Annotated in this window: 30 protein-coding genes; 28 read left to right on the top strand and 2 right to left on the bottom strand. The window is 54.8% G+C overall.

Going from position 1 to position 23,128, the window contains the following annotated elements:
- Positions 1–290: 290 nt before the first annotated feature.
- Entirely contained in the window at positions 291–836 is a 546-nt protein-coding gene (locus ACI2I2_RS05910; protein ID WP_404657052.1) for a superinfection exclusion B family protein, read from the top strand.
- Positions 837–883: 47 nt separating this feature from the next.
- Here ACI2I2_RS05910 and ACI2I2_RS05905 read toward each other — a convergent pair whose 3' ends face one another.
- Positions 884–1,924, bottom strand: a complete 1,041-nt coding sequence (locus ACI2I2_RS05905; RefSeq protein WP_404657051.1) for a phage portal protein — start codon at positions 1,922–1,924, stop codon at positions 884–886.
- Positions 1,924–3,690, bottom strand: coding sequence for a terminase ATPase subunit family protein (locus ACI2I2_RS05900; RefSeq protein WP_404657050.1), 1,767 nt, complete (start codon positions 3,688–3,690; stop codon positions 1,924–1,926). Before ACI2I2_RS05900 ends, ACI2I2_RS05905 begins: the two co-directional genes overlap by 1 nt.
- A gap of 142 nt (positions 3,691–3,832) precedes the next feature.
- On the opposite strand from ACI2I2_RS05900, the gene ACI2I2_RS05895 reads away from it, so the two are divergent.
- The 27 genes from ACI2I2_RS05895 to ACI2I2_RS05765 all read left to right on the top strand — a co-directional run bounded on the left by ACI2I2_RS05895 (position 3,833) and on the right by ACI2I2_RS05765 (position 23,101).
- Positions 3,833–4,666 (top strand): GPO family capsid scaffolding protein, encoded by an 834-nt coding sequence (locus ACI2I2_RS05895; RefSeq protein ID WP_404657049.1) that lies wholly within the window; start codon positions 3,833–3,835, stop codon positions 4,664–4,666.
- A gap of 16 nt (positions 4,667–4,682) precedes the next feature.
- Complete coding sequence (locus ACI2I2_RS05890) at positions 4,683–5,747, top strand: phage major capsid protein, P2 family (RefSeq protein WP_404657048.1); 1,065 nt, start codon at positions 4,683–4,685, stop codon at positions 5,745–5,747.
- A 3-nt stretch (positions 5,748–5,750) separates the two neighbouring features.
- Positions 5,751–6,401, top strand: a complete 651-nt coding sequence (gene gpM / locus ACI2I2_RS05885; protein WP_404657047.1) for a phage terminase small subunit — start codon at positions 5,751–5,753, stop codon at positions 6,399–6,401.
- A 94-nt stretch (positions 6,402–6,495) separates the two neighbouring features.
- Positions 6,496–6,960, top strand: a complete 465-nt coding sequence (locus ACI2I2_RS05880; protein ID WP_404657046.1) for a head completion/stabilization protein — start codon at positions 6,496–6,498, stop codon at positions 6,958–6,960.
- Entirely contained in the window at positions 6,960–7,163 is a 204-nt protein-coding gene (locus ACI2I2_RS05875; protein ID WP_166515006.1) for a tail protein X, read from the top strand. Before ACI2I2_RS05880 ends, ACI2I2_RS05875 begins: the two co-directional genes overlap by 1 nt.
- Before the next feature lie 3 nt (positions 7,164–7,166).
- Complete coding sequence (locus ACI2I2_RS05870) at positions 7,167–7,382, top strand: HP1 family phage holin (RefSeq protein WP_276333839.1); 216 nt, start codon at positions 7,167–7,169, stop codon at positions 7,380–7,382.
- Positions 7,363–7,878: a lysozyme gene (locus tag ACI2I2_RS05865; RefSeq protein ID WP_404657045.1), complete on the top strand. Its 516-nt coding sequence runs from the start codon at positions 7,363–7,365 to the stop codon at positions 7,876–7,878. Before ACI2I2_RS05870 ends, ACI2I2_RS05865 begins: the two co-directional genes overlap by 20 nt.
- Positions 7,875–8,303, top strand: coding sequence for an Rz-like lysis system protein LysB (lysB, locus tag ACI2I2_RS05860; protein WP_404657044.1), 429 nt, complete (start codon positions 7,875–7,877; stop codon positions 8,301–8,303). Before ACI2I2_RS05865 ends, lysB begins: the two co-directional genes overlap by 4 nt.
- Complete coding sequence (lysC, locus tag ACI2I2_RS05855; protein ID WP_404657043.1) at positions 8,194–8,436, top strand: Rz1-like lysis system protein LysC; 243 nt, start codon at positions 8,194–8,196, stop codon at positions 8,434–8,436. The genes lysB and lysC overlap by 110 nt, the downstream gene beginning before the upstream one ends.
- Complete coding sequence (locus tag ACI2I2_RS05850) at positions 8,399–8,830, top strand: phage tail protein (RefSeq protein ID WP_404657042.1); 432 nt, start codon at positions 8,399–8,401, stop codon at positions 8,828–8,830. The genes lysC and ACI2I2_RS05850 overlap by 38 nt, the downstream gene beginning before the upstream one ends.
- Positions 8,823–9,272, top strand: a complete 450-nt coding sequence (locus tag ACI2I2_RS05845; RefSeq protein WP_404657041.1) for a phage virion morphogenesis protein — start codon at positions 8,823–8,825, stop codon at positions 9,270–9,272. The genes ACI2I2_RS05850 and ACI2I2_RS05845 overlap by 8 nt, the downstream gene beginning before the upstream one ends.
- Before the next feature lie 197 nt (positions 9,273–9,469).
- Positions 9,470–9,655 (top strand): hypothetical protein, encoded by a 186-nt coding sequence (locus ACI2I2_RS05840; protein ID WP_404657040.1) that lies wholly within the window; start codon positions 9,470–9,472, stop codon positions 9,653–9,655.
- 24 nt (positions 9,656–9,679) lie between these two features.
- Positions 9,680–10,708, top strand: a complete 1,029-nt coding sequence (locus ACI2I2_RS05835; protein ID WP_404657039.1) for a DUF6902 family protein — start codon at positions 9,680–9,682, stop codon at positions 10,706–10,708.
- A gap of 237 nt (positions 10,709–10,945) precedes the next feature.
- Complete coding sequence (locus ACI2I2_RS05830; protein WP_404657038.1) at positions 10,946–11,524, top strand: phage baseplate assembly protein V; 579 nt, start codon at positions 10,946–10,948, stop codon at positions 11,522–11,524.
- Positions 11,521–11,880 carry a GPW/gp25 family protein gene (locus ACI2I2_RS05825; protein WP_404657037.1) on the top strand — a complete coding sequence of 120 codons (360 nt, stop codon included), beginning with the start codon at positions 11,521–11,523 and terminating at the stop codon, positions 11,878–11,880. The genes ACI2I2_RS05830 and ACI2I2_RS05825 overlap by 4 nt, the downstream gene beginning before the upstream one ends.
- Positions 11,867–12,775: a baseplate assembly protein gene (locus tag ACI2I2_RS05820; RefSeq protein ID WP_404657036.1), complete on the top strand. Its 909-nt coding sequence runs from the start codon at positions 11,867–11,869 to the stop codon at positions 12,773–12,775. Before ACI2I2_RS05825 ends, ACI2I2_RS05820 begins: the two co-directional genes overlap by 14 nt.
- Positions 12,768–13,373: a phage tail protein I gene (locus tag ACI2I2_RS05815; protein WP_110512032.1), complete on the top strand. Its 606-nt coding sequence runs from the start codon at positions 12,768–12,770 to the stop codon at positions 13,371–13,373. The genes ACI2I2_RS05820 and ACI2I2_RS05815 overlap by 8 nt, the downstream gene beginning before the upstream one ends.
- Positions 13,370–14,386 carry a phage tail protein gene (locus ACI2I2_RS05810; RefSeq protein ID WP_404657035.1) on the top strand — a complete coding sequence of 339 codons (1,017 nt, stop codon included), beginning with the start codon at positions 13,370–13,372 and terminating at the stop codon, positions 14,384–14,386. Before ACI2I2_RS05815 ends, ACI2I2_RS05810 begins: the two co-directional genes overlap by 4 nt.
- Positions 14,386–14,985, top strand: coding sequence for a tail fiber assembly protein (locus tag ACI2I2_RS05805; RefSeq protein ID WP_404657034.1), 600 nt, complete (start codon positions 14,386–14,388; stop codon positions 14,983–14,985). The genes ACI2I2_RS05810 and ACI2I2_RS05805 overlap by 1 nt, the downstream gene beginning before the upstream one ends.
- Before the next feature lie 55 nt (positions 14,986–15,040).
- Positions 15,041–16,120: an acyltransferase gene (locus ACI2I2_RS05800; RefSeq protein WP_404657033.1), complete on the top strand. Its 1,080-nt coding sequence runs from the start codon at positions 15,041–15,043 to the stop codon at positions 16,118–16,120.
- Positions 16,121–16,271: 151 nt separating this feature from the next.
- A complete protein-coding gene (locus ACI2I2_RS05795; protein WP_404657032.1) occupies positions 16,272–17,444 on the top strand; it encodes a phage tail sheath protein in 1,173 nt (390 codons plus the stop codon).
- 9 nt (positions 17,445–17,453) lie between these two features.
- Entirely contained in the window at positions 17,454–17,972 is a 519-nt protein-coding gene (locus tag ACI2I2_RS05790) for a phage major tail tube protein (protein ID WP_110512037.1), read from the top strand.
- A gap of 52 nt (positions 17,973–18,024) precedes the next feature.
- On the top strand, positions 18,025–18,327 hold the full coding sequence (locus ACI2I2_RS05785; RefSeq protein ID WP_110512038.1) for a phage tail assembly protein: 303 nt from the start codon (positions 18,025–18,027) through the stop codon (positions 18,325–18,327).
- 14 nt (positions 18,328–18,341) lie between these two features.
- Positions 18,342–18,461, top strand: coding sequence for a GpE family phage tail protein (locus ACI2I2_RS05780; RefSeq protein ID WP_166430180.1), 120 nt, complete (start codon positions 18,342–18,344; stop codon positions 18,459–18,461).
- Entirely contained in the window at positions 18,454–21,525 is a 3,072-nt protein-coding gene (locus ACI2I2_RS05775) for a phage tail tape measure protein (protein ID WP_404657031.1), read from the top strand. The genes ACI2I2_RS05780 and ACI2I2_RS05775 overlap by 8 nt, the downstream gene beginning before the upstream one ends.
- Positions 21,522–22,007 (top strand): phage tail protein, encoded by a 486-nt coding sequence (locus ACI2I2_RS05770; RefSeq protein WP_404657030.1) that lies wholly within the window; start codon positions 21,522–21,524, stop codon positions 22,005–22,007. The genes ACI2I2_RS05775 and ACI2I2_RS05770 overlap by 4 nt, the downstream gene beginning before the upstream one ends.
- Positions 22,004–23,101, top strand: coding sequence for a phage late control D family protein (locus ACI2I2_RS05765; RefSeq protein WP_404657029.1), 1,098 nt, complete (start codon positions 22,004–22,006; stop codon positions 23,099–23,101). Before ACI2I2_RS05770 ends, ACI2I2_RS05765 begins: the two co-directional genes overlap by 4 nt.
- Positions 23,102–23,128: the final 27 nt, after the last annotated feature.

Raw genomic sequence — 23,128 nt, 5'->3', positions numbered from 1 at the left:
TTACGTGCAGCCAGACTCGGGAGTTGCGAGTCTAGGATCAGGCCAAATCTGTTCTCAATGATGCATACATATGCTGCATGAATACGCATGATCGTTTGAGGATAGTCACGGCTGAGGCCCCCCAGAACTGGCGGGCTTTTGCTTATGTCATGCAGGTGCATGAAAACCGCTACATAAAGCGGGCAGGCGTGGCGGGGATACGAGCGCGCGCTGGTGGGGATATTGTGTCTTTAGTAGAGTTATACGGTAGAATTTGAGGAAGGCATTTTTCGCAAATGAGGTGTGAATAGATGGACGTTGTTACTGGGTTGTTGGATTTTTTTAGAAAGATTCCAACGGCACTTCTTGTGGCCATTACATGTGGCTTAAGTCTGATCCTTTTTTTGCCTGAATCTTTAGCTGCTAAAGTTGCGGTTGATGGTTTCCGCAAAGAATACAGAAATTTCATAGGTCCAGCATTTTTATTGGCTGTATCTTTTTTAGTTGCAAGAGTGTATCAATTTTTTCATGATTTATATGGTGATAGGCAAAGGCAGAAAGTACGTATCTCTTATTTGGAGAAGTTAACTCCTGAGGAGAAGGGATATCTCTGGTCATATATCATTGATGGCGAAAACTCACTAATGTGTGGTCCTGACGATGGTGTAATGGGGGGGTTGGTCGCTAAGCGTATTACCTATAGAGCTGCAAACGTGGGCAGTATGATTGACGGATTTGCTTTCAATTTGCAGCCATGGGCGCGCGAGCATTTACAAAGTAACACTCATTTATTGGATGGAGCGGTTGGTCGGGCAATGACACCGGGTGAGAAACTAGGATTTAGACGTAGATTTTAACCAGCCACCCACACGCGATGTTTGACTGGTTAGGCCGCCGGGTTAATTTATTCAGCGTTCAACTGATAGGATTCGAAAGATACAATCGGCTCGCCTACCCATTCATTAAGTTCTTCAAGCCGCTTTTGTAGGGGATTTAACTCATTTCGCACAAACACTCGGCTTGCCTTCTCCACATCCCCAAACCCCCCAACATTACTTGGCATAATCCCCATCATCTGCGGTGGTACACGGTGTGCCGCCATCATGTCATCCCGGCTCACGTTCTTAATGTTCAGAAACTCATCCTTGGCAGCCACTTCTGACAGCGGGATGATCTGAATGCCGTCCTTCTTCCCGTTGGGTGAGTACATAAACAGGTTGCGGAAGTTGCCCGGCCCTTTGGCGCTTTTCATGGCCTGCCGGATGTTGTTCACGTCCTCCTGGTTCTGCGCGGCGTCGGTCATGTACATGATGAACCCCGCGTGGCTGCCGTTGATGTAATACTTCCGGCGGAAAAGCGTGGCTGACTCATTGAGCAGGGCAGAAGGAATGGCGGAGAGGTATTCCGGCAGGCCGTAAATCTCCTGGTTTAAGTCCGGCTCCATCAGGTGAAAGATACTGCCTTTGGTGAACTCATACGGCTGCGTGGTCAGACCATATTGCACAAACCAGTAAGTATCAAGGTCGATTCCGCGTCGGGTGTATTTCGCCAGTGATGGCTCAAGTGACAGAATCCCGCCCAGCCGGTTAGTGCGTTTCTCCAGATAGGCGTTACCAAATACCAGATAGTCCTGCACGAAACGGCTGAATGCCTGCTGGCTAAGCAGTGGATGTGGGATAAACGTGCTGGTCAGAATATTGCGCTTAACGGCAATCGGTGAGCTGTGATGCACGGCGGCGCGGTAAGTGCGGGCCAGCCCGTCAAAGCTCACGGGCGGCTCATACCATCTGTCCATCTGCACGCATTCCACGTAGTCCAGCAGTTCGCGGCGGTCCAGTACCGGGATCGGGTCGCCAAAGCTGAACGCTTCCGCGTGGGCGCTGTTCTGCATCTGCGCAGCTTCCTGCACTGGTGCGGTACTGGTCAGGGCGTCGTGTTCACTCATTAAAAAATCTCCACAATGTTGCTGGTATTGGCGGCCTCGCCCTGCAGCGGTTCGTTAAACAGTGCGTGCATCGTTGCCCAGGCCAAATCTGCATGGCTGGCTTCTTCGCTGCGGCTGGCTTCGTAGGTTGGGCGGTTGCCGCTGGCGGTGGTGGCCCGGCGGATAGCCATGAATGACTGCGCAATGTCGGTGTGCCCGGCGTCGAACTCCAGGCGGCGGTGGCTGATAATGTCGTAGGCCTTGAGCACCAGGGCGTTTTTCACGTTCGGGTTGTAAACAAACTCACGCACGGCAGGGAAAAATGCTTTCACGTTCTCATATACGCCGTGACCCACGCCCGTTGAGTCGATGCCGATATAGGTCACGTTGTACTGCTGGGTCAGCTGTTTGATGGCGTCGGCCTGGGCGCGGAAATCCATGCCGCGCCACTGATGGCGTTCCAGTATGCGGAACTTGCCGCCCGGCACGGCAGGCGGAGCCATGACCACGCATCCGGCGCTGTCGCCGTTCTGCGTGCCTTTTGCCGGGTCATAACCGATCCAGACTTCGCGCCAGCCAAACGGACGCAGGGCCAGGGCCTGGAAATCAGTCCACACTTCCCAGCTGTCCACCATGCACGCCTGCAGCTCGCTGAGCGGAAACACCGACGCGAGATCGTCGATAAATTCACACATCAGCAGGTTCTGGTACTCGTCGGGGCTATACTCCATCCGCAGCTGGTCAATGTCGAACAGGTTACAACCGCCACGCACCGCATCTTCCACGGTGACAATCTGGCGATATTGTCCGTCCGGGCAGAGCAGGCCAGGGGCAAGGCTGGCGTGGGTGAGGTCAATATCCACCTTGTCCGTTTTGGCGCGGCCCCGGTTGAACAGCGCCCCGGACCAGAACGGATAGGCACTGTGTGTCAGGCTGGATGGCGTTGAGAAGTAGGTTTGCCGCCAGCGCTTATGGATCGCCATGCCGGAGGCCACTTTGCGCAGCTCCTGGAATTTCGGTATCCAGAAATATTCGTCCAGGTACAGGTTGCCGTGGTAGCTCTGCGCCGTGCGGGCGTTGGTGCCCAGAAAATAGAGCGTTGCGCCGTTGGGCAGGACCATCGGATCGCCTTTCAGCTCCACATCCACCTCTTTGGCGAAGTCGATGATGTACTGCTTAAAGACGTGCGCCTGGGCCTTACTGGCTGACAGGAAAATCTGGTTGCGCCCGGTGGTGATGGCGTCAATCAGTGCCTCACGGGCAAAGAAGAAGGTTGCACCAATCTGACGGGATTTAAGCAGGTTGCGGATGCGGTGACGGTTGCCCGCCTCCCACCAGTGGCGCTGATAGGCGAACATCGAGCTGTGGAAAATCTCCTGCAGCTTTTCGGTCTGTTCGTCGCTGAAAACGTTCTTTTCCGCTGGCTTACGTGGGCCTTTGTTGCGGTTCGCCACGTTGGGGTTAAGGTCGGCCTCGTTGCCGCCGTCGTTAAATTTGCCGATGCGGGCATGGCGTTCTGACTGACGCGCCAGCAGGTCAATCTCTTTGAAGTCTTTCCCTTCCTTCTGCTCCTTCATGATGAGCTGGCAGTAACGCGCGGCAGTGGTGAGCTGCATCTGATCCAGCGGGCCATACTCGCCCCACTTGTCGCGCTTCTTCCAGCTGTGTACGGTTGCAACTTTCTCGCCCAGCATTTCAGCAATGCGGGCTACGCGGTATCCCTGAAAATACAGCAGCATGGCCTGCCGACGGGGATCGAAGTCTGCGGGAGTCAGTGTGGTGTTCATGGCACAAGATTACGGCCTTGCCTGACACCTTTCCCCGGCTGCGTTTTGTGTGGTGAACCCCACAAAGCCCGCGCGTTGTTTCACTCCCCCCATCCCAGCAAACATAAGGCTCCAGTAAGTTATTTCTAACGGAGCATGGCTCATGACAGCGAAAGCAAAGCGTTTCCGCATCGGGGTGGAAGGTGCCACCACTGACGGACGCGAAATCCAGCGTGACTGGCTGGTGCAGATGGCAGCCAGTTACAACCCGGCGGTGTACACCGCGCAGATTAACCTCGAGCACATCAAGTCCTACGTGCCGGACAGCACCTTTAACCGCTACGGCACCGTGTCGGCACTGGTTGCTGAGGAAATTAAAGACGGTCCGCTGGCAGGCAAGATGGCGCTGTATGCCGACGTCACCCCGACCGATGCGCTTGTGGCTCTCGTTAAGAAAGGGCAGAAGCTCTTTACCTCCATGGAAGTCAGCCCGCAATTTGCCGACACCGGGAAAGCGTATCTGGTAGGACTGGCGGCAACGGATGACCCGGCGAGCCTGGGCACCGAAATGCTGACCTTTAGCGCCGCCGCCACTCATAACCCGCTGGCAAACCGCAAGCAGAACCCGGAAAACCTGTTTTCTGCAGCTGCCGAAACGGTTATCGAACTGGACGAAACCCAGGACGACAAGCCATCCCTCTTTTCCCGTGTCACTGCGCTGTTTGCCAAAAAAGAGCAGACCGATGATGCGCGTTTCTCTGATGTGCATAAGGCCGTGGAGCTGGTTGCCACTGAGCAGCAGAGCTTTGGCGAGCGCACAGATAAATCCCTGTCAGAGCAGGAGGCGCGCCTGTCTGAGCTGGAAAACTCACTGCAGAAGCAGCAGGCCGATTTTGCGGCGCTGCAGCAGCAGCTGAGTGCCGAAGACAGCCGCAAGGATTACCGCCAGCGTGCGCCGGGCGGTGACGCTCCGGCTGGCACCGTGACTAACTGCTGATGGAGCACACAACCCGATGAAACAGAAAACCAAATTTGCCTTTAACGCCTACCTGATGCAGCTGGCCCGCCTGAATAATGTTCCGGTGGAAGAATTGTCCAGCAAGTTCACGGTAGAGCCGTCCGTGCAGCAGACCCTGGAAGACCAGATTCAGCAGTCCGCCGCGTTCCTGACCCTGATTAACGTCATGGGCGTGTCTGAGCAGTCCGGGCAGCTGCTGGGGCTGGGTGTGGGCAGCACCATCGCCGGGACCACCGACACCACCGCCAAAGAGCGCGAAGCGGTTGATCCAACGCTGATGACGGACGTGGAATACAAGTGTGAACAGACCAACTTTGACACGGTGCTGACCTACGCGAAGCTGGACCTGTGGGCAAAATTCCAGGACTTCCAGCTGCGCATCCGTAACGCCATCATCCAGCGCCAGGCGCTGGACCGCATCATGATCGGTTTTAACGGCGTGAAGCGTGCCAAAACCTCCAATCGCGTTGATAACCCGCTGCTGCAGGATGTGAACAAAGGCTGGCTGCAGAAAGTGCGTGAAGATGCGCCGGACTGCGTGATGGGTAGCACCACCGATGCAGATGGCACCACCACGGCAGCCCCGGTAAAAGTCGGGCCGGGTGGTCAGTACATCAATCTGGACGCGGTGGTAATGGATGCCGTTAACGAGCTAATCGACCCGATTTTCCAGGACGATGACGGCCTGGTCGTGGTCTGTGGGCGTGCCCTGCTGGCGGACAAGTATTTCCCGCTGGTCAACAAAGAGCAGGACAACAGCGAAAAAATGTCCGCCGATCTCATCATCAGCCAGAAACGCATGGGCGGTCTGCAGGCGGTGCGTGCGCCGTTCTTCCCGGCGAATGCTCTGCTGGTCACACGCCTGGATAACCTGTCCATTTACTGGCAGGAAGAAACCCGCCGCCGTGCCGTTATCGACAATCCAAAGCGTGACCGCATCGAAAACTTTGAATCCGTCAACGAGGCGTACGTGGTGGAAGACTACCGCTGCGTGGCTCTGGTGGAAAACATTGATATCGGTGACTTCAGCGCACCCGTTGCACCGGAAGGTGGGGAATAACGCATGAGCCTGAGTCCCGCACGGCAACACCGCCTGCGCGTTCAGGCTGAACAGGCCGCCCGCATGGGCGGCAGTGTTCGGCATGCGTCGGGCTATGACCAGATGCTGCTGCAGCTGGCGGAAGACAAGCGCCGCCTGAAAGGTATTCAGTCCACGGTGACAAAGGCGCAAATCAAGGTGGAACTGCTGCCGAAATATGCCGCCTGGGTGGAGGGCGTGCTGGCGGCTGACGCTGCGCAGCAGGATGACGTGGTGATGTACGCCATGCTCTGGCGCATTGATGCCGGTGATTATGCCGGAGCGCTGCAAATCGCCGGACACGCCCTGCGCCACGGCTGGGTGATGCCGCTGGGCAACCGCAACACGCAGACGGTACTGGTTGAGGAGCTGGCAGATGCAGCGCAGGCCGCCATCACCGCCTCACAATCTTTTGAGACGGAGTTTTTGCTGCAGGCGCTGGATATGACAGACGGCACCGACATGCCGGATCAGTCCCGCGCCCGTCTGCATAAAGCCATTGGCCTTTTGCTCTGTGAAGCCAGCCCGGCCTCCGCCCTGAATCACCTCACTCATGCACTGCAGCTCGACCCGCGCTGTGGCGTGAAACAAAACAAAGAACGGCTTGAGCGCAGACTGCGCAACGAGAGCCAGTGACGGAACGTGCCCCGCGCACGGGCGGCACGGGATGGCGACAGGCAGTGCCTTATCAAAATCCCGTCCACCGCCCACCTTTTCAGGAGAAAGCTGTATGCAGTTTGTTGCGCCTGAGCAGGCCCCGGAACAGGCGGAGGTCATCAAAAATACGCCGTTCTGGCCTGATGTGGACCTGTACGAATTTCGCAGCGTGATGCGCACTGACGGGACGGTAACGCCCGCCCGGCTGAAACAGCTGGCGCTCACGGCAATATCAGAAGTCAACGCGGAGCTGTACACCTTCCGCCAGCGCCAGCAGGTGCTGGGCTACCGGATGCTGGCAGATGTGCCTGCCGAAGAACTGGACGGCAAAAGTGAACGCCTGCACCACTACAGCAATGCGGTGTATTGCTGGGCGCGGGCGGTGCTGAATGAGCGTTACCAGGACTATGACGCCACGGCGTCTGCGGTAAAGCGCGGGGATGAGCTGACGGAGGCCAGCGCCGATCTGTGGCGTGATGCCCGCTGGGCTATCAGCCGGGTGCAGGATGCGCCGCACTGCACGGTGGAGCTTATCTGATGAAAGTGCGTGCGCACCAGTATGACACGGTGGATGCGCTTTGCTGGCGTCACTACGGGCGCACGCAGGGTGTCACTGAGCAGGTGCTGCGGGCAAATCCGGGGCTGGCTGAATATGGGCCCTTTTTACCTCACGGGCTGCAGGTGGAGCTGCCGGATATTACGGAAACGCCCACCGTGCAGACCGTTCAGCTATGGGACTGAACCATGACGCTTGAACGAATCAGCGCCTTTATCACCTGGTGTATCGCCGTTGTGCTGGCGTGGATGGGGGACCTGTCCATCAAGGATGCGTCCACGGTGGGCGGGGTATTGATTGGCGTGCTGATGCTGCTGATCAACTGGTACTACAAACACAAAACTTACCAGCTGCTGCGTGCCGGGCGGCTCTCGCGGGAGGCATATGAATCCATCAATCGTTAAGCGCTGCCTGGTGGGGGCGGTGCTGGCCATCGCCGCCACGCTGCCGGGCTTTCAGTCACTCCACACCTCACTGGATGGTCTGAAACTGATTGCGGATTACGAGGGCTGTCGCCTGCAGCCGTACCAGTGCAGCGCGGGGGTGTGGACCGACGGCATTGGTAACACTTCCGGTGTGGTGCCGGGCCGGAGCATCACTGAACGGCAGGCGGCGGGGATGCTCATCAGCAACGTGCAGCACGTGGAAAGGGCCCTGGAAAAATGTGTGCGGCAGACGGTGCCGCAAAAGGTCTATGACGCGGTGGTGTCATTTGCATTCAACGTCGGTACGGGCAATGCCTGCAGCTCCACGCTGGTTAAGTTGCTCAATCAACAACGCTGGGCAGATGCGTGCCGACAGCTGCCGCGCTGGGTGTATGTCAAAGGTGTATTCAATCAGGGGCTGGACAACCGCCGCGCGCGGGAAATGGCCTGGTGCCTGAAAGGGGCGGGCGCATGATGCGCGCACTAGCAGTAATGCTGGCGCTGGTACTGACGGCGCTGGGGTGGCAATCGTGGCAGCTCAATAACGCCAGCCACATCATCGAAACCCAGGAAGCTGCGCTGAAAAGCAAAAACCAGGCGCTGGCGAAGAAAAACAGCCAGCTGATCGGCCTGTCCATCCTGACAGAAACCAACAGCCGGGAGCAGACACGACTTTATGCAGCGGCGGAAGATACGCGCTCATTGCTGCATCAGCGTCAGAACCGGATCGAGGAGCTTAAACGTGAAAACGACGATTTGCGCCGCTGGGCTGACACTCCTTTGCCTCCTGATGTTGTCAGGCTGCGCGAAAGGCCCACACTCACAGGAGGTGCAGCTTACCGTGAGTGGCTGTCCAAAGGTGACGCAGTGCCGCCTGGAAAGGTCAGCGCCACGCAATAACGGCGATCTGCTGACCCTGCTGGATGAAACGGAGGCCGCCTGGGCGGTCTGTGCCGACAAAGTGGACACCATCGTGTCCTGTCAGGAGCGAGACAGTGAACAAGCCGCAGTCCCTACGCGCCGCGCTGAATAAGTCGGTGGCCTACGTTCGGGAAAACCCGGACAAGCTGCACCTGTTCGTGGATAAAGGCTCCCTGGTGGCTACCGGGGCCAGTTCCATGTCATGGGAATATCGTTACACCCTGAATGTGGTGATTGAAGACTTTAGCGGCGATCAAAACCTGCTGATGGCCCCGGTGCTGCTGTGGCTGATGGAGAATCAGCCTGATGCCATCAACAACCCGGAACTGCGTGAAAAACTGTTTTCCTTTGAGGTAGATATTCTGCGCAATGATATTTGCGACATCAGTCTGGACCTGCAGCTGACGGAGCGCATTCTGGTGAGTGAGGAAGGCGGGACCTCAACCGTTAAGGCGGAGCCGGAGCCAGATGAACCAGACGAAATGTGGACGGTGAATTGTGGATGAACTGCAGAAAGTTGACGCCTGGCTGGCGTCGCTGCTGGCAAATCTTGAACCAGCGGCGCGAAAGCGAATGATGCGGGAACTGGCGCAACAGCTGCGCCGGACCCAGCAGAACAACATCCGCCTGCAACGCAATCCTGATGGCACGGGTTACGAGCCGCGCCGGGTGACAGCCCGAACAAAGAAGGGCCGCATTAAGCGGCAGATGTTCGCCAAACTCCGCACCACCAAATACCTGAAAACCTCAGCCAGTGCCGATTCTGCCAGCGTGCAGTTTGCCGGGCAGGTGCAGCGCATTGCGCGGGTCCATCATTACGGCTTACGTGATCGTGTAAGCCGTAATGGGCCGGAGGTACGTTATGCTGAGCGAAAGTTATTGGGAGTGAATGATAAAACTAGAAGCATCATTTGCGAGCTTCTATTGAATTTTCTTAGCCCAGATTAAAATAAATACAATGATTTTTTTATATTATCTACTGCAGTGTATTATACAACTTTTTGACTATATTGTGAAAAATGGTAGAACTTTCATTTTATAATTCATTTTATGTATTGTTACTTGTGTTTTTTAATCCATACTCATTGGGAGTTAATGTTTTTAGTTGACTCAGTTTTTAACATTTCTTCTCATGAGGTGTTTTTATGAGTGATGAGCAAAAGGTAACGTCTGCAGAGCTTTTAAAGCTGTTTTCTGATGCTGGTGTTTTAAATTCAAACCTCAGTATTCCAGAGATCGTGAAACTAACTGAGGGTATTCTTGCTAAAAAAATGGTTACTCCTAGTTCTGTTATATGTGATAGTGATCATTATTGTTTTGTTGTTAGATGATTTTGTTAATTGAGGAAGTGGCGAATGTCTGAAAATGAAAATGCGGCTAATGCTCTTATAGAGTATTTTAGTGTTAACCCTGAGGATTTTTTGGACACTCGCCACTTAAAACGTTGCGCAGAGTTCCTTTCCTTTTTTCAGTATGCTGATGTTCTTAATTATAGTCAAAAATCAAAGTTGCATGATAAATTTTATTATTTAAAAGATCGCGCTGATTATCTTATTCGATCCTTCCCCCATTTATACCGACCAATACTATCCATTTGTAATAACCTCGAGTTGTTAACAGGTGAAAGTTTTGGCTTGGATAAAGCTTTCATATATTCTTTTGAAAAAAAAGTGTACCTCACTGAGTTGACTTTAATGAGGATGCTTGAAACTAAAAATATTTTTAGAAATAGAGGGTTCGATATTTTTCATGGTCTGGAGAACGAGGTTGTGAATCAAATAAATCCAGACAAATATACTTTTTATGATAGAGATTCAGCATACTTCTTTACCCATTATGTGTTTTTTTTAACAGATTTTGGAAATATGGCATTCAAGGGTGATAAAAAATCAGCTAAAGATAGTTGTATTCGATTGGGGATATATGCTTATGTTAGCGATGATTTAGATTTGTTGAGTGAAATTTGCTTGTCCTTATGGTGTCTCGATGAAAAAATACCGAGTCTATGGTGTGAGTATATTTTAAATAAGCAAGCTCAATTTGAGGTGGGGTCGAATAAATCGACGATGCTCCCTGACGAACAAGACTACCATCGTTTAATTGTTTCCAACTGGGCGTTATCTAAGATGCTATCTAATCACAATATTAATATTGTGATTTCTGGACGTAATTGTGGTGTGATTTACAAACACATCGAACATAATGAATTATTAGGCCTGTCTAATATGGCATTTCATTTTTTAAGTATTTTTGAACATGTTTCGTGTGGGCGAGGTCAAGTTAAAGATATGATTTTAAAATTAGCGGAATTTGAAAGGTCAAAAGAGATGTCTGAAATGTTCCCGGAGGTTGTTTGGATCCCCACCCCTTTGTTAGAATTGTAAGTGAGAGTATCCATTCCACTATGTAGTTAAATTATTTCCATAGCTAACGTCATGATTTAAATAGTGAGTTCCTAAGTTTTTTATTGCCCGCTCCCTTCATTCTAATTGATATTTTGGTTCATTTTTTTAGTTATTTTAATTTGAATGATTTCTCCTTCCTTCTCTAATCAAATTGTGTCGTACACCAGACAATTGACTCTCATTTCACATTCTTGAAATGAAAATCATACTTTGGTTATGAACACACAACTCACCGAAATCATGCGCCTTATCACCAACCTGATCCGCACCGGAACTGTAACGGAAGTGGACCAGGATAACTGGCTGTGCCGGGTGAAAACGGGCGACCTTGAAACCAACTGGATTAGCTGGCTGACGCTGCGTGCGGGCACGTCCCGCACCTGGTGGAAACCATCTGTTGGGGAGCAGGTTGTGCTGTTCAGTCTGGGCGGCAATCTGGAAACTGCGTTTGCGCTGCCTGCTGTCTACTCAAATCAGTTTCCTCCACCGTCCGATTCTGAGGACGGTAGTGTGACGGAATACCCGGACGGCGGCTGGTTTGAGTATGAGCCATCAACCGGGCGCTGGTACGTACGGGGCATCAAGTCGATGGTTATCGAGGCGGCGGATAGCGTCATCTTTAAAACCGGGGAATTTGTCGTGGAAGCTGACACCACCCGCATTAACAGCGACGTGGTGCTCAATGGCGCTGTCACCCAGGGCGGAGGCCAGATGAGTTCTAACGGGATCGTGGTGGATGACCACGCCCACAACAAAGTGAAATCCGGCGGCGAGACATCAGGAGGTCCGGTATGACGATGTATTCCGGCATGAGCAGCGCTACGGGCAAGGCCATCACTGACACCGAACATCTGCGCCAGTCCGTGAAGGACATTCTTATCACCCCACAGGGCAGTCGCATTGCGCGCCGGGAATACGGTTCACTGCTGTCAGCCCTGATTGACCAGCCACAAAACCCGGCGCTGCGTCTGCAGATGATGAGTGCGGTGTACGTCGCGCTGATGCGCTGGGAGCCACGGCTGACGCTGGACGGCATCACCATTAACAGCAGCTTTGACGGTTCGATGGTGGTCGAGCTGACTGGGCGGCGTAGCGACGGTGCGCCCGTTTCCCTTTCCGTATCAACAGGAGCAGAGAATGGCAGTTATTGACCTTTCCCAGCTACCGCCGCCGCAGATTGTGGATGTGCCGGACTTTGAGACGCTGCTGGCTGAGCGTAAAGCGGCGTTTGTGGCGCTGCACCCGGCTGACCAGCAGGACGCGGTGCGCCGCACACTGGCGCTGGAATCCGAACCGATTACCAAACAGCTGCAGGAAAGTGCCTACCGGGAAATTCTGTTGCGCCAGCGTATCAACGAGGCAGCGCTGGCGGTGATGGTGGCCTATGCCAACAGCAGCGACCTGGAGCAGCTCGGCGCTAATTACAACGTTAAGCGCCTGACGGTCACACCTGCAGATAACGAAGCCGTGCCGCCCGTGGCAGCGGTGAAGGAAACTGATGAAGCACTGCGCCTGCGCATCCCTGCAGCCTTTGAGGGGCTGTCCGTTGCGGGACCCACTGCGGCCTACGAGTTTCACGCCAAAAGTGCAGACGGGCGCGTGGCAGATGCCAGCGCAACCAGCCCGGCCCCGGCAGAGGTGGTGTTGACCGTATTAAGCCGGGAGGGTGACGGCACGGCGGATGCAGACCTGCTGGCGGTGGTGGAAAAAGCGCTTAACAGCGAGAGCATGCGCCCGGTGGCTGACCGCCTGACGGTGCGCGGGGCTTCCATTGTGAATTACAGCGTGCGCGCCTTGCTCTATCTCTATCCAGGACCGGAGTCCGAACCCATTGTGGAAGCGGCAAGGGCAAGCCTGCAGAAGTACATCGCCAGCCAGACCCGGCTGGGGCGGGATATTCGCCTGAGCGCCATCTATGCGGCCCTGCATGTTGAGGGCGTGCAGCGGGTGGAACTGCTTTCTCCGCTGGCGGACGTGGTGCTGGATAAAACCCAGGCCGCCTCCTGCACTGACTGGAGCGTGAGCGTCGGGGGCACGGATGAATAGTCTGTTGCCGCCGGGTTCGTCAGCACTTGAGCGCCGACTGGCGGAAAGCTGCAGCGGCATTTCCGATCTGCAGGTCCCCCTGCGTGACCTCTGGAACCCGGCAACGTGTCCGGTTGCCTTTTTGCCGTATCTGGCCTGGGCATTTTCGGTGGACCGATGGGACGAAAGCTGGGCGGAGAGCGTTAAGCGCCGGGTGGTGCAGGATGCCTTTTACATTCATCAGCACAAGGGCACAACCAGCGCCGTGCGGCGGGTGGTGGAGCCGTTCGGTTTTCTGATCCGCATTCTGGAGTGGTGGCAGACCAACGAGGCCCCCGGCACGTTCCGGCTGGACATTGGCGTGCAGGACCAGGGCATCACGGAGGAAACCTATCTGGAGCTGGAGCGCCTGATCGGTGACGCCAAACCCTGCAGCCGCCATCTGATTGGCATGTCCATCAACCTGCAGACCAGCGGTCCGTTTTGGGTCGGCGCTGGCACCTACATCGGGGAGGAAATCACCGTCTACCCGTATATCAACGAAACCATTACGTCCGGCGGCCCGGCCTTTGCGGGCGGGGCAGTCCATGTTATCGACACAGTGAGAGTGAACCCATGAGCGCAAGATTTTATACCCTGCTGACGGACATTGGCGCGGCAAAACTGGCAAGTGCCGCCGCGCTCGGTGTCCCGCTGAAAATCACCAAAATGGCGGTGGGCGACGGGGGTGGTGTGCTGCCGACACCCAGCGCGCAGCAGACTGCCCTGATTGCGGAAAAGCGCCGCGCCGATCTGAACATGCTCTACATCGACCCGCAGAACAGCAGCCAGATTATTGCGGAGCAGGTTATTCCTGAAACGGAGGGCGGTTGGTGGATTCGTGAGGTCGGTCTGTTTGATGAGACAGGCGCTCTGATTGCCGTCGGCAATTGCCCTGAAAGCTACAAGCCACAGCTGGCGGAGGGCAGCGGGCGCACGCAGACCGTGCGCATGGTACTGATCGCCAGTAGCACCGACAACATTACCCTGAAAATTGACCCGGCAGTGGTGCTGGCAACCCGCAAGTATGTGGATGACAAGGTGCTGGAACTAAAGGTGTATGTGGATGAGCAGATGGCGAAACATATCGCTGCGGTTGATCCGCACACTCAGTACCTCAAAGTATCTGATCTCACGAAATATACGCCTGTAGGTGTGCCACTACCATATCCGGGGGCGATTGCACCGGAAGGATGGCTCAAATGTAATGGGGCCGCATTCGATAAAGCGAAATATCCAGGGCTGGGGGTAATATTTCCATCAGGCAATTTACCAGATCTACGCGGTGAGTTTATTCGTGGCTGGGATGACGGGCGTGGGGTTGATACAGCCAGGGTATTGCTATCTGCACAGGCTGGCACAATCACTGGCGTTGACTGGAATTCAGATGTTGCGGCGTCGATTCTGCTCGTAACTGGAACGCCATATGACATTAGCGCCTTTAACGGTGACCCAGCCCCATCTACAGATAAGATTTATGCGCAAACTCTTCCGGGTTCATATGACATCCAAAAACAGACGGTTAACTATCAAAAGGCTGTTGTGACGCGTCCGAGAAATATCTCGTTTAACTACATTGTGAGGGCAGCATAATGGCTAAAGCGACACTCAATAAAAATGGTATTGCCATCAAGGCAGGCGAAATCACGGTCTATAACTTTGATGGCGCTACGTTCGAGTTCATTTATGAGTCTACCGAGTTTCTTGCAGTTGGCGTAGGTATACCAGCTATCTCTTGCATTGACGAGCCCGTTAAGGCTAAACAAGGTTATGCCATTTGCCGTAATATGAACCTTAATAAATGGGAATATGTTGCTGACCACCGCGGCGAAGTTGTTTTCGATACAGCAACAGGTCAGCAGGTCGAAATTACCACTCCGGGAGATTATGAGGATAATCTGACCACAATTGCACCTGCTACTCCTTACGATAGATGGACAGGCAGTGAGTGGCTGACCGACGAGGGCTTACTCAAATTTGCCCAGCAGAAGGAAAGCGAGGATGAAAAAAAAGCTTTACTGCTCTCTGCCATGAACACTATCAGCTTGTGGCAAACCGAACTACAACTCGGAAGCATCAGCGATGAGGATAAGTCCAACCTGATCGCCTGGATGAATTACATCAAGGCTCTAAACATGGTAGATACATCCCTCGCACCTGCTATTGTTTGGCCCTTAGCACCCCAAGCCTGATGGGCTGGGTTTATGGTAGTATGCGAAAAAAATTAAGAACCGGGATAAGCATTCAATGCATAACAGAATCCATTGGCTAGATGCAGCAAGGGCAATTGCTATTTTGTTGGTTGTCTTCACACATTGTCATGAGCAGGCAGGCATTTATGACCCACTTCGCGCCAGTGTTTTCTATACCATTGACCGTCTGGGCGTACCGATATTTTTTATGATATCCGGCGGTCTAATTTTCGATAAGGTTAAAGATGTGGACATTCTGAGCTTTTATCGGAAACGAGTCGTACAGTTTTTGGTGTTGCTCGTGGTCTACTCTGTTTTAACAAATACCGTGAAATTTATTCTTGAAACAGGTGCGGTGTATTCTGCGTTTGTTAATTCACTGGTGGGTTTTAATGGTGTTCTGAATACGACTGATAAGCTTGGTCCCTATGGTGGGGCAAGGCAACTTTGGTTTATGTATGCCATCATTCAGTTATATCTGATCGCTCCATTCGTTTCGAAGATGCTTGATAAGGCTCCGACTAAAAATATCATTATCTTTGCAGTGTTTTGCGTTTTATTGAATCAGGTCAGATTAACACTTACGACATTCGGCTTTGGTTGGACCTTCCTGGATATGATTAGCAACGACTTTGTGGGGCGCGAATTCTCAGGGGCTGACTTCACTGGTGCTTATCTACTGTACTTCCTGATTGGATACCTGATCATAAGCAGAGGCATCCTTAACAACCTTAACAAGGTGGTATTGGGTTCAATTGCCATTGCTCTTCTCGTTGTTCCATCATGGATCTTAATCAAGGCTGACATTAGCGTCGGGAAACTCATTCTTCCTATGCACTGGTATAACTCTTCACTGTTCATACTCCTCTCGAGTGTCGGTCTATTCATACTGATTAAAGTGCTATTTGAAAATAAGAGAGTCTGGATTTTTGAACTGTTAAGCCTCTGCTCGTTTGGTATTTATCTGTCACATTATGCATTTATATATATCTTCAAGCATATCCAGAGTGTTTATATGCCATCAATGGATGATATCGGACGCATGAATTTCTACTTCTTAGCATCATTCACTTTTAGCCTGTTCTTGGTTGTGTTCATGATGCGAGTAAAAGCATTAAGATATTTTGTTCGTTAACTCATCCCGTTAAATAAATTTTAAACTCAGGTGCTGGCGAACATTAGTCAGTCCTGAGATTTGTATCATCATCCACACAAAGCCTAACGCGTGCGCCGCGCGCGCAACGGCCAGAACATAGACGCACCCATGTAAACCGGAGAAATGCCTTATGGCTCAGGATTACCACCACGGGGTGCGCGTTGAGGAAATCAACGAAGGCACCCGCACCATTACCACGGTGAGCACCGCCATTGTGGGAATGGTCTGTACCGGGGATGACGCCGACCCGTCAGTGTTCCCCCTCAATAAACCCGTCTTACTGACCGACGTACTGACCGCCAGCGGCAAAGCGGGCGAGTCCGGCACCCTGGCCCGTTCACTGGATGCGATTGCCGACCAGGCTAAACCTGTCACCGTGGTTATCCGCGTGGCGCAGGGCGAAACCGAAGCGGAAACCACCACCAACATCATCGGCGGTGTGACGGCTGACGGCAAAAAAACGGGCATCAAGGCGCTGCTCTCGGCGCAGTCACAGCTGGGCGTTAAGCCGCGCATTCTCGGCGTGCCGGGCCATGATACGCAAGCCGTTGCCACCGAATTGCTGGGCGTGGCGCAAAGCCTGCGCGGGTTCGCTTACCTGTCGGCCTATGGCTGCAAAACGATGGAAGAAGCGATCACCTACCGTGAGAACTTTAGCCAGCGTGAAGGGATGTTGATCTGGCCTGACTTCATCAACTTTGACACCGTGCTGCAGGCCGATGCCACGGCATTTGCCACGGCCCGCGCCCTGGGTCTGCGTGCCAAAATCGACGAACAGACCGGGTGGCACAAAACCCTGTCCAATGTCGGCGTGAACGGCGTCACCGGGCTGTCGGCGGATGTGTTCTGGGACCTGCAGGACCCGGCAACCGATGCGGGGCTGCTGAACCAGAACGATATCACCACGCTTATCCGCAAAGATGGCTTCCGCTTCTGGGGTTCCCGTTGCCTGAGCGATGATCCGCTGTTCGCCTTTGAGAGCTACACCCGCACGGCGCAGGTGCTGGCTGACACCATGGCAGAGGCGCACATGTGGGCGGTGGACAAACCGCTTAACCCGTCCCTGGCCCGCGACATTATCGAAGGTATCCGCGCCAAAATGCGCAGCCTGGTGAGTCAGGGTTATCTGATTGGCGGTGACTGCTGGCTGGATGAGTTCGTGAACGACAAGGACACGCTCAAGGCCGGGAAGCTGCTGATTGATTACGACTACACGCCAGTGCCACCACTGGAAAATCTGCTGTTACGCCAGCGCATCACGGACCAGTACCTGATGAATTTCGCCAGCCAGGTCAGCGCATAAGGGGGCAACATGGCTTTACCACGCAAGTTAAAACACCTGAACCTGTTCAACGACGGGAACAACTGGCAGGGGATCGTTGAGTCCCTGACCCTGCCGAAATTCACCCGCAAGTTTGAGAAGTATCGCGGCGGCGGCATGGCTGGCGCGGTGGATGTGGACATGGGGCTGGATGACGGCGCACTGGACACCGAATTTTCCATTGGTGGCATGGAGTCGCTGCTGTTTAAACAGCTGGCGAAGACCACCGCCGACGGCGTGCAGCTGCGCTTTACCGCGTCCATCCAGCGCGATGACACCGGAGAAGTGCAGGCCGTCGAGCTGGTTGTGCGCGGGCGTCATAAAGAGATTGACTCCGGCGAGCTGAAAACCGGGGAGAGCAACGCCACCAAAGTCAGCAGCACCAACAGCTACGCCAAACTGACCATTAACGGCGAAGTGCTGTATGAGGTCGACACGATCAACATGGTTGAAATCGTTGACGGTGTGGACCTGATGGAAGCGCACCGTCGCGCAATCGGCCTCCAGTAACCCATAACGGCGCGGGCTACCGCGCCAGAACTCACTTTTTCAGGACAAGAACATGAGCGACAAAACAAACGAAAAAACCGTGGTACTGGATACGCCAATCCTGCGCGGCAAAAGCGAAATCAAAGAGGTGGTGCTGCGTAAACCCCAGTCTGGTGCGCTGCGTGGCACCCGTCTGCAGGCCATTATGGATATGGACGTCAGCGCGATGATGACCATCATTCCTCGTATCTCCAGCCCGACGCTGACCCCGCAGGAAATGGCGGAGCTGGACCCGGCGGACCTCACCGCAATGTCCGTGGAGGTGGTCACTTTTTTGTTGAAGAAGTCGGTGCTTGCCGATTTGCCGACAGCCTGACGGTTGATGACCTGGTGGCAGATATTGCCACCATTTTTCACTGGCCGCCGTCCGTCACTGAGGTTATGCCGCTGACTGAGGTGCTGGAGTGGCGGCATAAAGCAATCCTGAGAAGCGGGGCCAGCGATGAGTGATAACAACCTGCGTCTGCAGGTGGTACTGAATGCGGTTGATAAACTCACCCGCCCATTCCGAAAAGCGCAGGCCAGCACGAAAGAGCTGGCTTCTGCCGTTAAAAAATCCCGCGATGCCATCAAACAGCTGGACCAGGCCGGAAGCAGTCTGGACAGTTTCCGCAAACTCCAGACCGAAAGTCAGAAATTAGGTGACAGGCTTAACTACGCCCGGCAGCGATCATCCCTGCTTAAAAATGAGCTGGGGGCTATGGGGCCGCCATCACAGCGGCAGGTTGTGGCGCTGGAGCGTCAACGGCTGGCGGTGCAACGGCTGGAGGAAAAGCAGAAAAAGCTACAGCGCCAGAGTGAGCTTGTGCGCGCAGAGCTATACCGGACAGGGATTTCTGCAAAAGAAGGGGCCAGCGCCACGGCGCGTATTACCCGCGAAACAGAACGCTATAACAATCAGCTTTCAATCCAGGAAGCGAGGCTAAAGCGAGTTGGGGAGCAGCAGCGGAAAATGCACGCTGCCCGCGCGGAATATTCCCGCCGCCTGGAAGTGCGTGATCGTGTTGCCGGAGCAGGGGCGACCACCACCGCTGCCGGGCTTGCAATGGGTGCGCCGGTAATGGCGGCGGTGAAAAGCTACGCCAGCATGGAAGATGCCATGAAGGGTGTGGCTAAACAGGTCAACGGCCTGCGCGATGACAACGGTAACCGCACCGCCCGTTTTTATGAAATGCAGGACGCCATCAAGGCCGCCAGTGAACAGCTGCCGATGGCAAATGGCGCGGTGGACTTTGCCGCCCTGGTTGAGGGTGGCGCACGCATGAACGTGGCAAACCCGAATGACTCCTGGGCTGACCAGAAGCGTGACCTGCTGGCCTTTGCCGCTACAGCCGCCAAAGCCTCCACGGCGTTTGAGCTTCCGGCGGATGAGCTTTCTGAAAGTCTGGGGAAAATTGCCCAGCTCTACAAAGTCCCGACCCGCAACATTGAGCAGCTGGGCGATGCGCTGAACTACCTGGACGATAACGCCATGTCAAAAGGCGGGGACATTATCGACGTCCTGCAACGCATGGGCGGGGTGGCAGACCGTCTGGATTATCGCAAAGCCGCGGCGCTCGGCTCCACGTTCCTGTCCCTCGGCACTGCCCCGGAAGTGGCAGCCAGTGCGGCAAATGCCATGGTGCGGGAGCTGTCCATTGCCACCATGCAGAGCAAAAGCTTTTTTGCAGGCATGGACCTGCTGAAACTGAACCCCGCGCAGATTGAAAAAGAGATGACCCGGGATGCAATGGGCACCATTCAGCGCGTGCTGGAGAAGGTCAACAACCTGCCGAAAGACAAGCGCCTGGGCGCAATGACGCTGGTTTTTGGCAAGGAATTTGGTGATGACGCGGCGAAGCTCGCAAACAACCTGCCGGAGCTGCAGCGCCAGCTCAAACTCACGTCCGGCGGTGATGCTAATGGCTCCATGCAGAAAGAGTCTGACATTAACAAAGACTCCCTGTCCTCGCAGTGGTTGCTGGTTAAGACCGGGGCACAGAACACGTTCAGCAGCCTGGGTGAAACCCTGCGCCAGCCGCTGATGGATATTATGGACGTAGTGAAGGGAGTCACTGGCGCGTTACGCCGCTGGGTGGAGCAAAATCCGCAGTTAGTGGGCACGCTGATGAAGGTGGCAGCCGCCGTTGCTGCAATCACCGTGGTGCTGGGAACCCTGGCGATTACCGTTGCTGCGGTGCTGGGGCCGCTGGCGATTTTGCGGTTTGGCCTGAGTGTCATGGGCATTAAAACGTTGCCAACCCTGACAGCGGCATTGTCCCGTTCCGGCAGTGCATTGTCGTGGCTGGCAGGTGCGCCTCTTTCTCTGCTGCGTCGTGGCATGGCCTCGTCAGGTGGCAGTGCTGGATTACTGGCTGGGCCACTGAATGCACTGCGGCGCTCTGCCGGGCTGGCAGGAAATGCCCTGAAAGCGATAGCTGGCGCACCGCTGGCACTGTTTCGCGCCGGGATGGCAGGGTTGCGCGGGCTTCTGGGCGGGGTGATGAATCCGCTGGCACTGCTACGCAGCAGCCTGGGTGCAGTGGGTGGGGCATTGCGTTTTCTGGTATCCGGTCCGCTGGCTGTCCTGCGCATGGCGTTGTATGGCCTTTCTGGATTGTTGGGTGCCCTGCTAAGTCCGATAGGACTGGTTGTGGCGGCCCTGGCAGGTGTGGCGCTGGTTATCTGGAAATACTGGCAGCCCATCGGTGCATTTTTAGGGGGCGTCGTTGAAGGATTTAAAGCTGCCGCAGCCCCAATCAGTTCGGCGTTCGAGCCGTTAAAACCCGTGTTTCAGTGGATAGGTGACAAGGTGCAGGCGCTGTGGGGATGGTTCACCGATCTTCTGGCTCCGATTAAATCAACTTCTGCGGAGTTGAGTAGCGCAGCAGCAATGGGGCGCGTTTTTGGTGAAGCGCTCGCGGAAGGGCTGAACATGGTGATGCACCCGCTTGAGTCGCTTAAATCGGGGGTGTCCTGGCTGCTGGAAAAACTCGGTATTGTCAGCAAAGAAGCGGCTAAAGCCCGTCTACCTGATCAGGTTGTTCGCCAGCAGCCCGCCACGGTGAACAGTGACGGCAAAGTGATGTTGCCGCCGGGCGGATTCCCGTCCATGGGCTTTGCCGGGATGTATGACAGCGGCGGCGATATTCCCCGCGGTCAGTTTGGCATTGTCGGGGAGAACGGCCCGGAAATCGTCAACGGTCCGGCAAATGTGACCAGCCGCAGACGCACTGCCGCGCTGGCTTCCGTTGTTGCCGGGATGATGGGCACGGCAGCGGTGCCTGCAGAGGCGGTGCCACTACACCCGATGAGCCTACCCGCCGCTACGTATCGGGCACCGTCGGAAAAACCTGCCAGCCAGCCTTCGGTTGTGCGTTACGAAATTAACGCGCCAATCCATATCGTCACCCAGCCAGGACAAAATGCGCAGGACATTGCCCGCGAAGTGGCAAGACAGCTTGATGAGCGTGAGCGCCGGGCCAGAGCGAAAGCCCGCAGTAATTTCAGTGATCAAGGGGGATACGATTCATGATGATGGTGCTGGGTTTATACGTGTTTCAGCTGCGCACGGTTCCTTATCAGGAGCTGCAGTATCAGCGCAGCTGGCGACACGCGACCAACAGCCGGGTGAGCCGCCGTCCGTCCACGCAATTTCTTGGCCCGGATAATGATTCGCTGGCGCTTTCCGGTGTGCTGCTGCCTGAAATTACTGGCGGCAGGTTGTCACTTCTGGCGCTGGAACAGATGGCGGAGCTGGGCAAGTCGTGGCCTCTGATTGAGGGCAGCGGCACCATTTACGGCATGTTTGTGATTGAGAGTCTGAGCCAGACCAAAACGGAGTTTTTCGCCGGAGGGGAAGCCAGGCGGATTGAGTTTACGCTGACGCTCAAACGGGCGGATGAGTCACTGTCTGATATGTTCGGCAGCCTCAGCGACCAGTTGAGCAATCTGCAGGACTCCGCTGCTGGCGCGATTGGTAACATCACAAATGCTGTGGGAGGGCTGCTGCAATGAATGTCAGTTCTGATCTTCTGGACCTCAACAGCAAAACGCCCGCGTTCAGTATCGTGATTGAAGGTAAGAACGCGACGGAGGTGCTGGACAAGCGCCTGATGAGCCTGACTCTGACTGACAACCGGGGCTTTGAAGCGGACCAGCTCGATCTGGAACTGGATGATGCAGACGGGCAGATTATTCTGCCCCGACGTGGGGCAGTCATCACCCTGGCGCTGGGCTGGAAAGGGCAGCCTCTTTTTCCAAAGGGCAGTTTCACGGTGGACGAAATTGAACATACAGGCGCGCCGGACAGGCTGACTATCCGTGCCCGCAGCGCCGACTTCCGGGAAACCCTGAACACGCGCCGGGAGAAGTCCTGGCATCAGACAACGGTGGGTGACGTGGTGAAAGATATTGCTGCCCGCCACAATCTGACAATGGCGCTGGGCAAAGACCTGACCAGCAAACCGCTGGATCACCTGGACCAGACCAACGAAAGCGACGCGAGTTTTCTGATGAAACTGGCCCGGCAGTATGGTGCCATCGCATCCGTCAAAGACGGTCATCTGCTGTTTATCCGCCAGGGGCAGGGCAGAACTGCCAGCGGAAAGCCGCTGCCGGTAATCACCCTTACCCGCAGCGCCGGAGACAGCCACCGTTTTAGCCTGGCAGACCGGGGAGCTTATACAGGTGTGATTGCCAGCTGGCTGCATACACGGGAGCCTGCGAAGAAAGAAACCACTGGCGTTAAGCGTCGGAAGAAGACCACGGCAATAAAAGAGCAAGAAGCAAAGCAGGGGGATTATCTGGTCGGGACGGATGAAAATGTGCTGGTCCTGAACCGGACCTATGCCAACCGGGCAAATGCTGAACGGGCCGCGAAAATGCAGTGGGAACGCCTGCAGCGTGGAGTGGCTTCCTTCTCGCTGCAGCTGGCAGAAGGGCGCGCTGATCTCTACACGGAAATGCCCGTGAAGGTCAGCGGCTTCAAACAGCCGATTGATGAAGCGGAATGGACGATCACCACGTTGACGCACAACGTCAGCGCTGACAATGGTTTTACGACCAGCATTGAGTTTGAGGTGAAAATTGATGATTTCGAAATGGAATGATTAGTTCCAAATTGCGAACAATAATGT

This window comes from Scandinavium sp. NPDC088450 (assembly GCF_044900545.1).
Classification (GTDB): domain Bacteria; phylum Pseudomonadota; class Gammaproteobacteria; order Enterobacterales; family Enterobacteriaceae; genus Scandinavium.
The sequence above is the reverse complement of the archived record's forward strand: the minus strand, read 5'-3'. Positions and strand labels throughout refer to the sequence as shown.

Excerpts from the sequence above, each read along its gene's own strand:
- ACI2I2_RS05910 (WP_404657052.1), top strand. The coding sequence starts at position 291 with ATGGACGTTGTTACTGGGTTGTTGGATTTTTTTAGAAAGATTCCAACG.
- ACI2I2_RS05905 (WP_404657051.1), bottom strand. The coding sequence starts at position 1,924 with ATGAGTGAACACGACGCCCTGACCAGTACCGCACCAGTGCAGGAAGCT.
- ACI2I2_RS05900 (WP_404657050.1), bottom strand. The coding sequence starts at position 3,690 with ATGAACACCACACTGACTCCCGCAGACTTCGATCCCCGTCGGCAGGCC.
- ACI2I2_RS05895 (WP_404657049.1), top strand. The coding sequence starts at position 3,833 with ATGACAGCGAAAGCAAAGCGTTTCCGCATCGGGGTGGAAGGTGCCACC.
- ACI2I2_RS05890 (WP_404657048.1), top strand. The coding sequence starts at position 4,683 with ATGAAACAGAAAACCAAATTTGCCTTTAACGCCTACCTGATGCAGCTG.
- gpM (WP_404657047.1), top strand. The coding sequence starts at position 5,751 with ATGAGCCTGAGTCCCGCACGGCAACACCGCCTGCGCGTTCAGGCTGAA.
- ACI2I2_RS05880 (WP_404657046.1), top strand. The coding sequence starts at position 6,496 with ATGCAGTTTGTTGCGCCTGAGCAGGCCCCGGAACAGGCGGAGGTCATC.
- ACI2I2_RS05875 (WP_166515006.1), top strand. The coding sequence starts at position 6,960 with ATGAAAGTGCGTGCGCACCAGTATGACACGGTGGATGCGCTTTGCTGG.
- ACI2I2_RS05870 (WP_276333839.1), top strand. The coding sequence starts at position 7,167 with ATGACGCTTGAACGAATCAGCGCCTTTATCACCTGGTGTATCGCCGTT.
- ACI2I2_RS05865 (WP_404657045.1), top strand. The coding sequence starts at position 7,363 with ATGAATCCATCAATCGTTAAGCGCTGCCTGGTGGGGGCGGTGCTGGCC.
- lysB (WP_404657044.1), top strand. The coding sequence starts at position 7,875 with ATGATGCGCGCACTAGCAGTAATGCTGGCGCTGGTACTGACGGCGCTG.
- lysC (WP_404657043.1), top strand. The coding sequence starts at position 8,194 with ATGTTGTCAGGCTGCGCGAAAGGCCCACACTCACAGGAGGTGCAGCTT.
- ACI2I2_RS05840 (WP_404657040.1), top strand. The coding sequence starts at position 9,470 with ATGAGTGATGAGCAAAAGGTAACGTCTGCAGAGCTTTTAAAGCTGTTT.
- ACI2I2_RS05835 (WP_404657039.1), top strand. The coding sequence starts at position 9,680 with ATGTCTGAAAATGAAAATGCGGCTAATGCTCTTATAGAGTATTTTAGT.
- ACI2I2_RS05830 (WP_404657038.1), top strand. The coding sequence starts at position 10,946 with ATGAACACACAACTCACCGAAATCATGCGCCTTATCACCAACCTGATC.
- ACI2I2_RS05825 (WP_404657037.1), top strand. The coding sequence starts at position 11,521 with ATGACGATGTATTCCGGCATGAGCAGCGCTACGGGCAAGGCCATCACT.
- ACI2I2_RS05820 (WP_404657036.1), top strand. The coding sequence starts at position 11,867 with ATGGCAGTTATTGACCTTTCCCAGCTACCGCCGCCGCAGATTGTGGAT.
- ACI2I2_RS05815 (WP_110512032.1), top strand. The coding sequence starts at position 12,768 with ATGAATAGTCTGTTGCCGCCGGGTTCGTCAGCACTTGAGCGCCGACTG.
- ACI2I2_RS05810 (WP_404657035.1), top strand. The coding sequence starts at position 13,370 with ATGAGCGCAAGATTTTATACCCTGCTGACGGACATTGGCGCGGCAAAA.
- ACI2I2_RS05805 (WP_404657034.1), top strand. The coding sequence starts at position 14,386 with ATGGCTAAAGCGACACTCAATAAAAATGGTATTGCCATCAAGGCAGGC.
- ACI2I2_RS05800 (WP_404657033.1), top strand. The coding sequence starts at position 15,041 with ATGCATAACAGAATCCATTGGCTAGATGCAGCAAGGGCAATTGCTATT.
- ACI2I2_RS05795 (WP_404657032.1), top strand. The coding sequence starts at position 16,272 with ATGGCTCAGGATTACCACCACGGGGTGCGCGTTGAGGAAATCAACGAA.
- ACI2I2_RS05790 (WP_110512037.1), top strand. The coding sequence starts at position 17,454 with ATGGCTTTACCACGCAAGTTAAAACACCTGAACCTGTTCAACGACGGG.
- ACI2I2_RS05785 (WP_110512038.1), top strand. The coding sequence starts at position 18,025 with ATGAGCGACAAAACAAACGAAAAAACCGTGGTACTGGATACGCCAATC.
- ACI2I2_RS05775 (WP_404657031.1), top strand. The coding sequence starts at position 18,454 with ATGAGTGATAACAACCTGCGTCTGCAGGTGGTACTGAATGCGGTTGAT.
- ACI2I2_RS05770 (WP_404657030.1), top strand. The coding sequence starts at position 21,522 with ATGATGATGGTGCTGGGTTTATACGTGTTTCAGCTGCGCACGGTTCCT.
- ACI2I2_RS05765 (WP_404657029.1), top strand. The coding sequence starts at position 22,004 with ATGAATGTCAGTTCTGATCTTCTGGACCTCAACAGCAAAACGCCCGCG.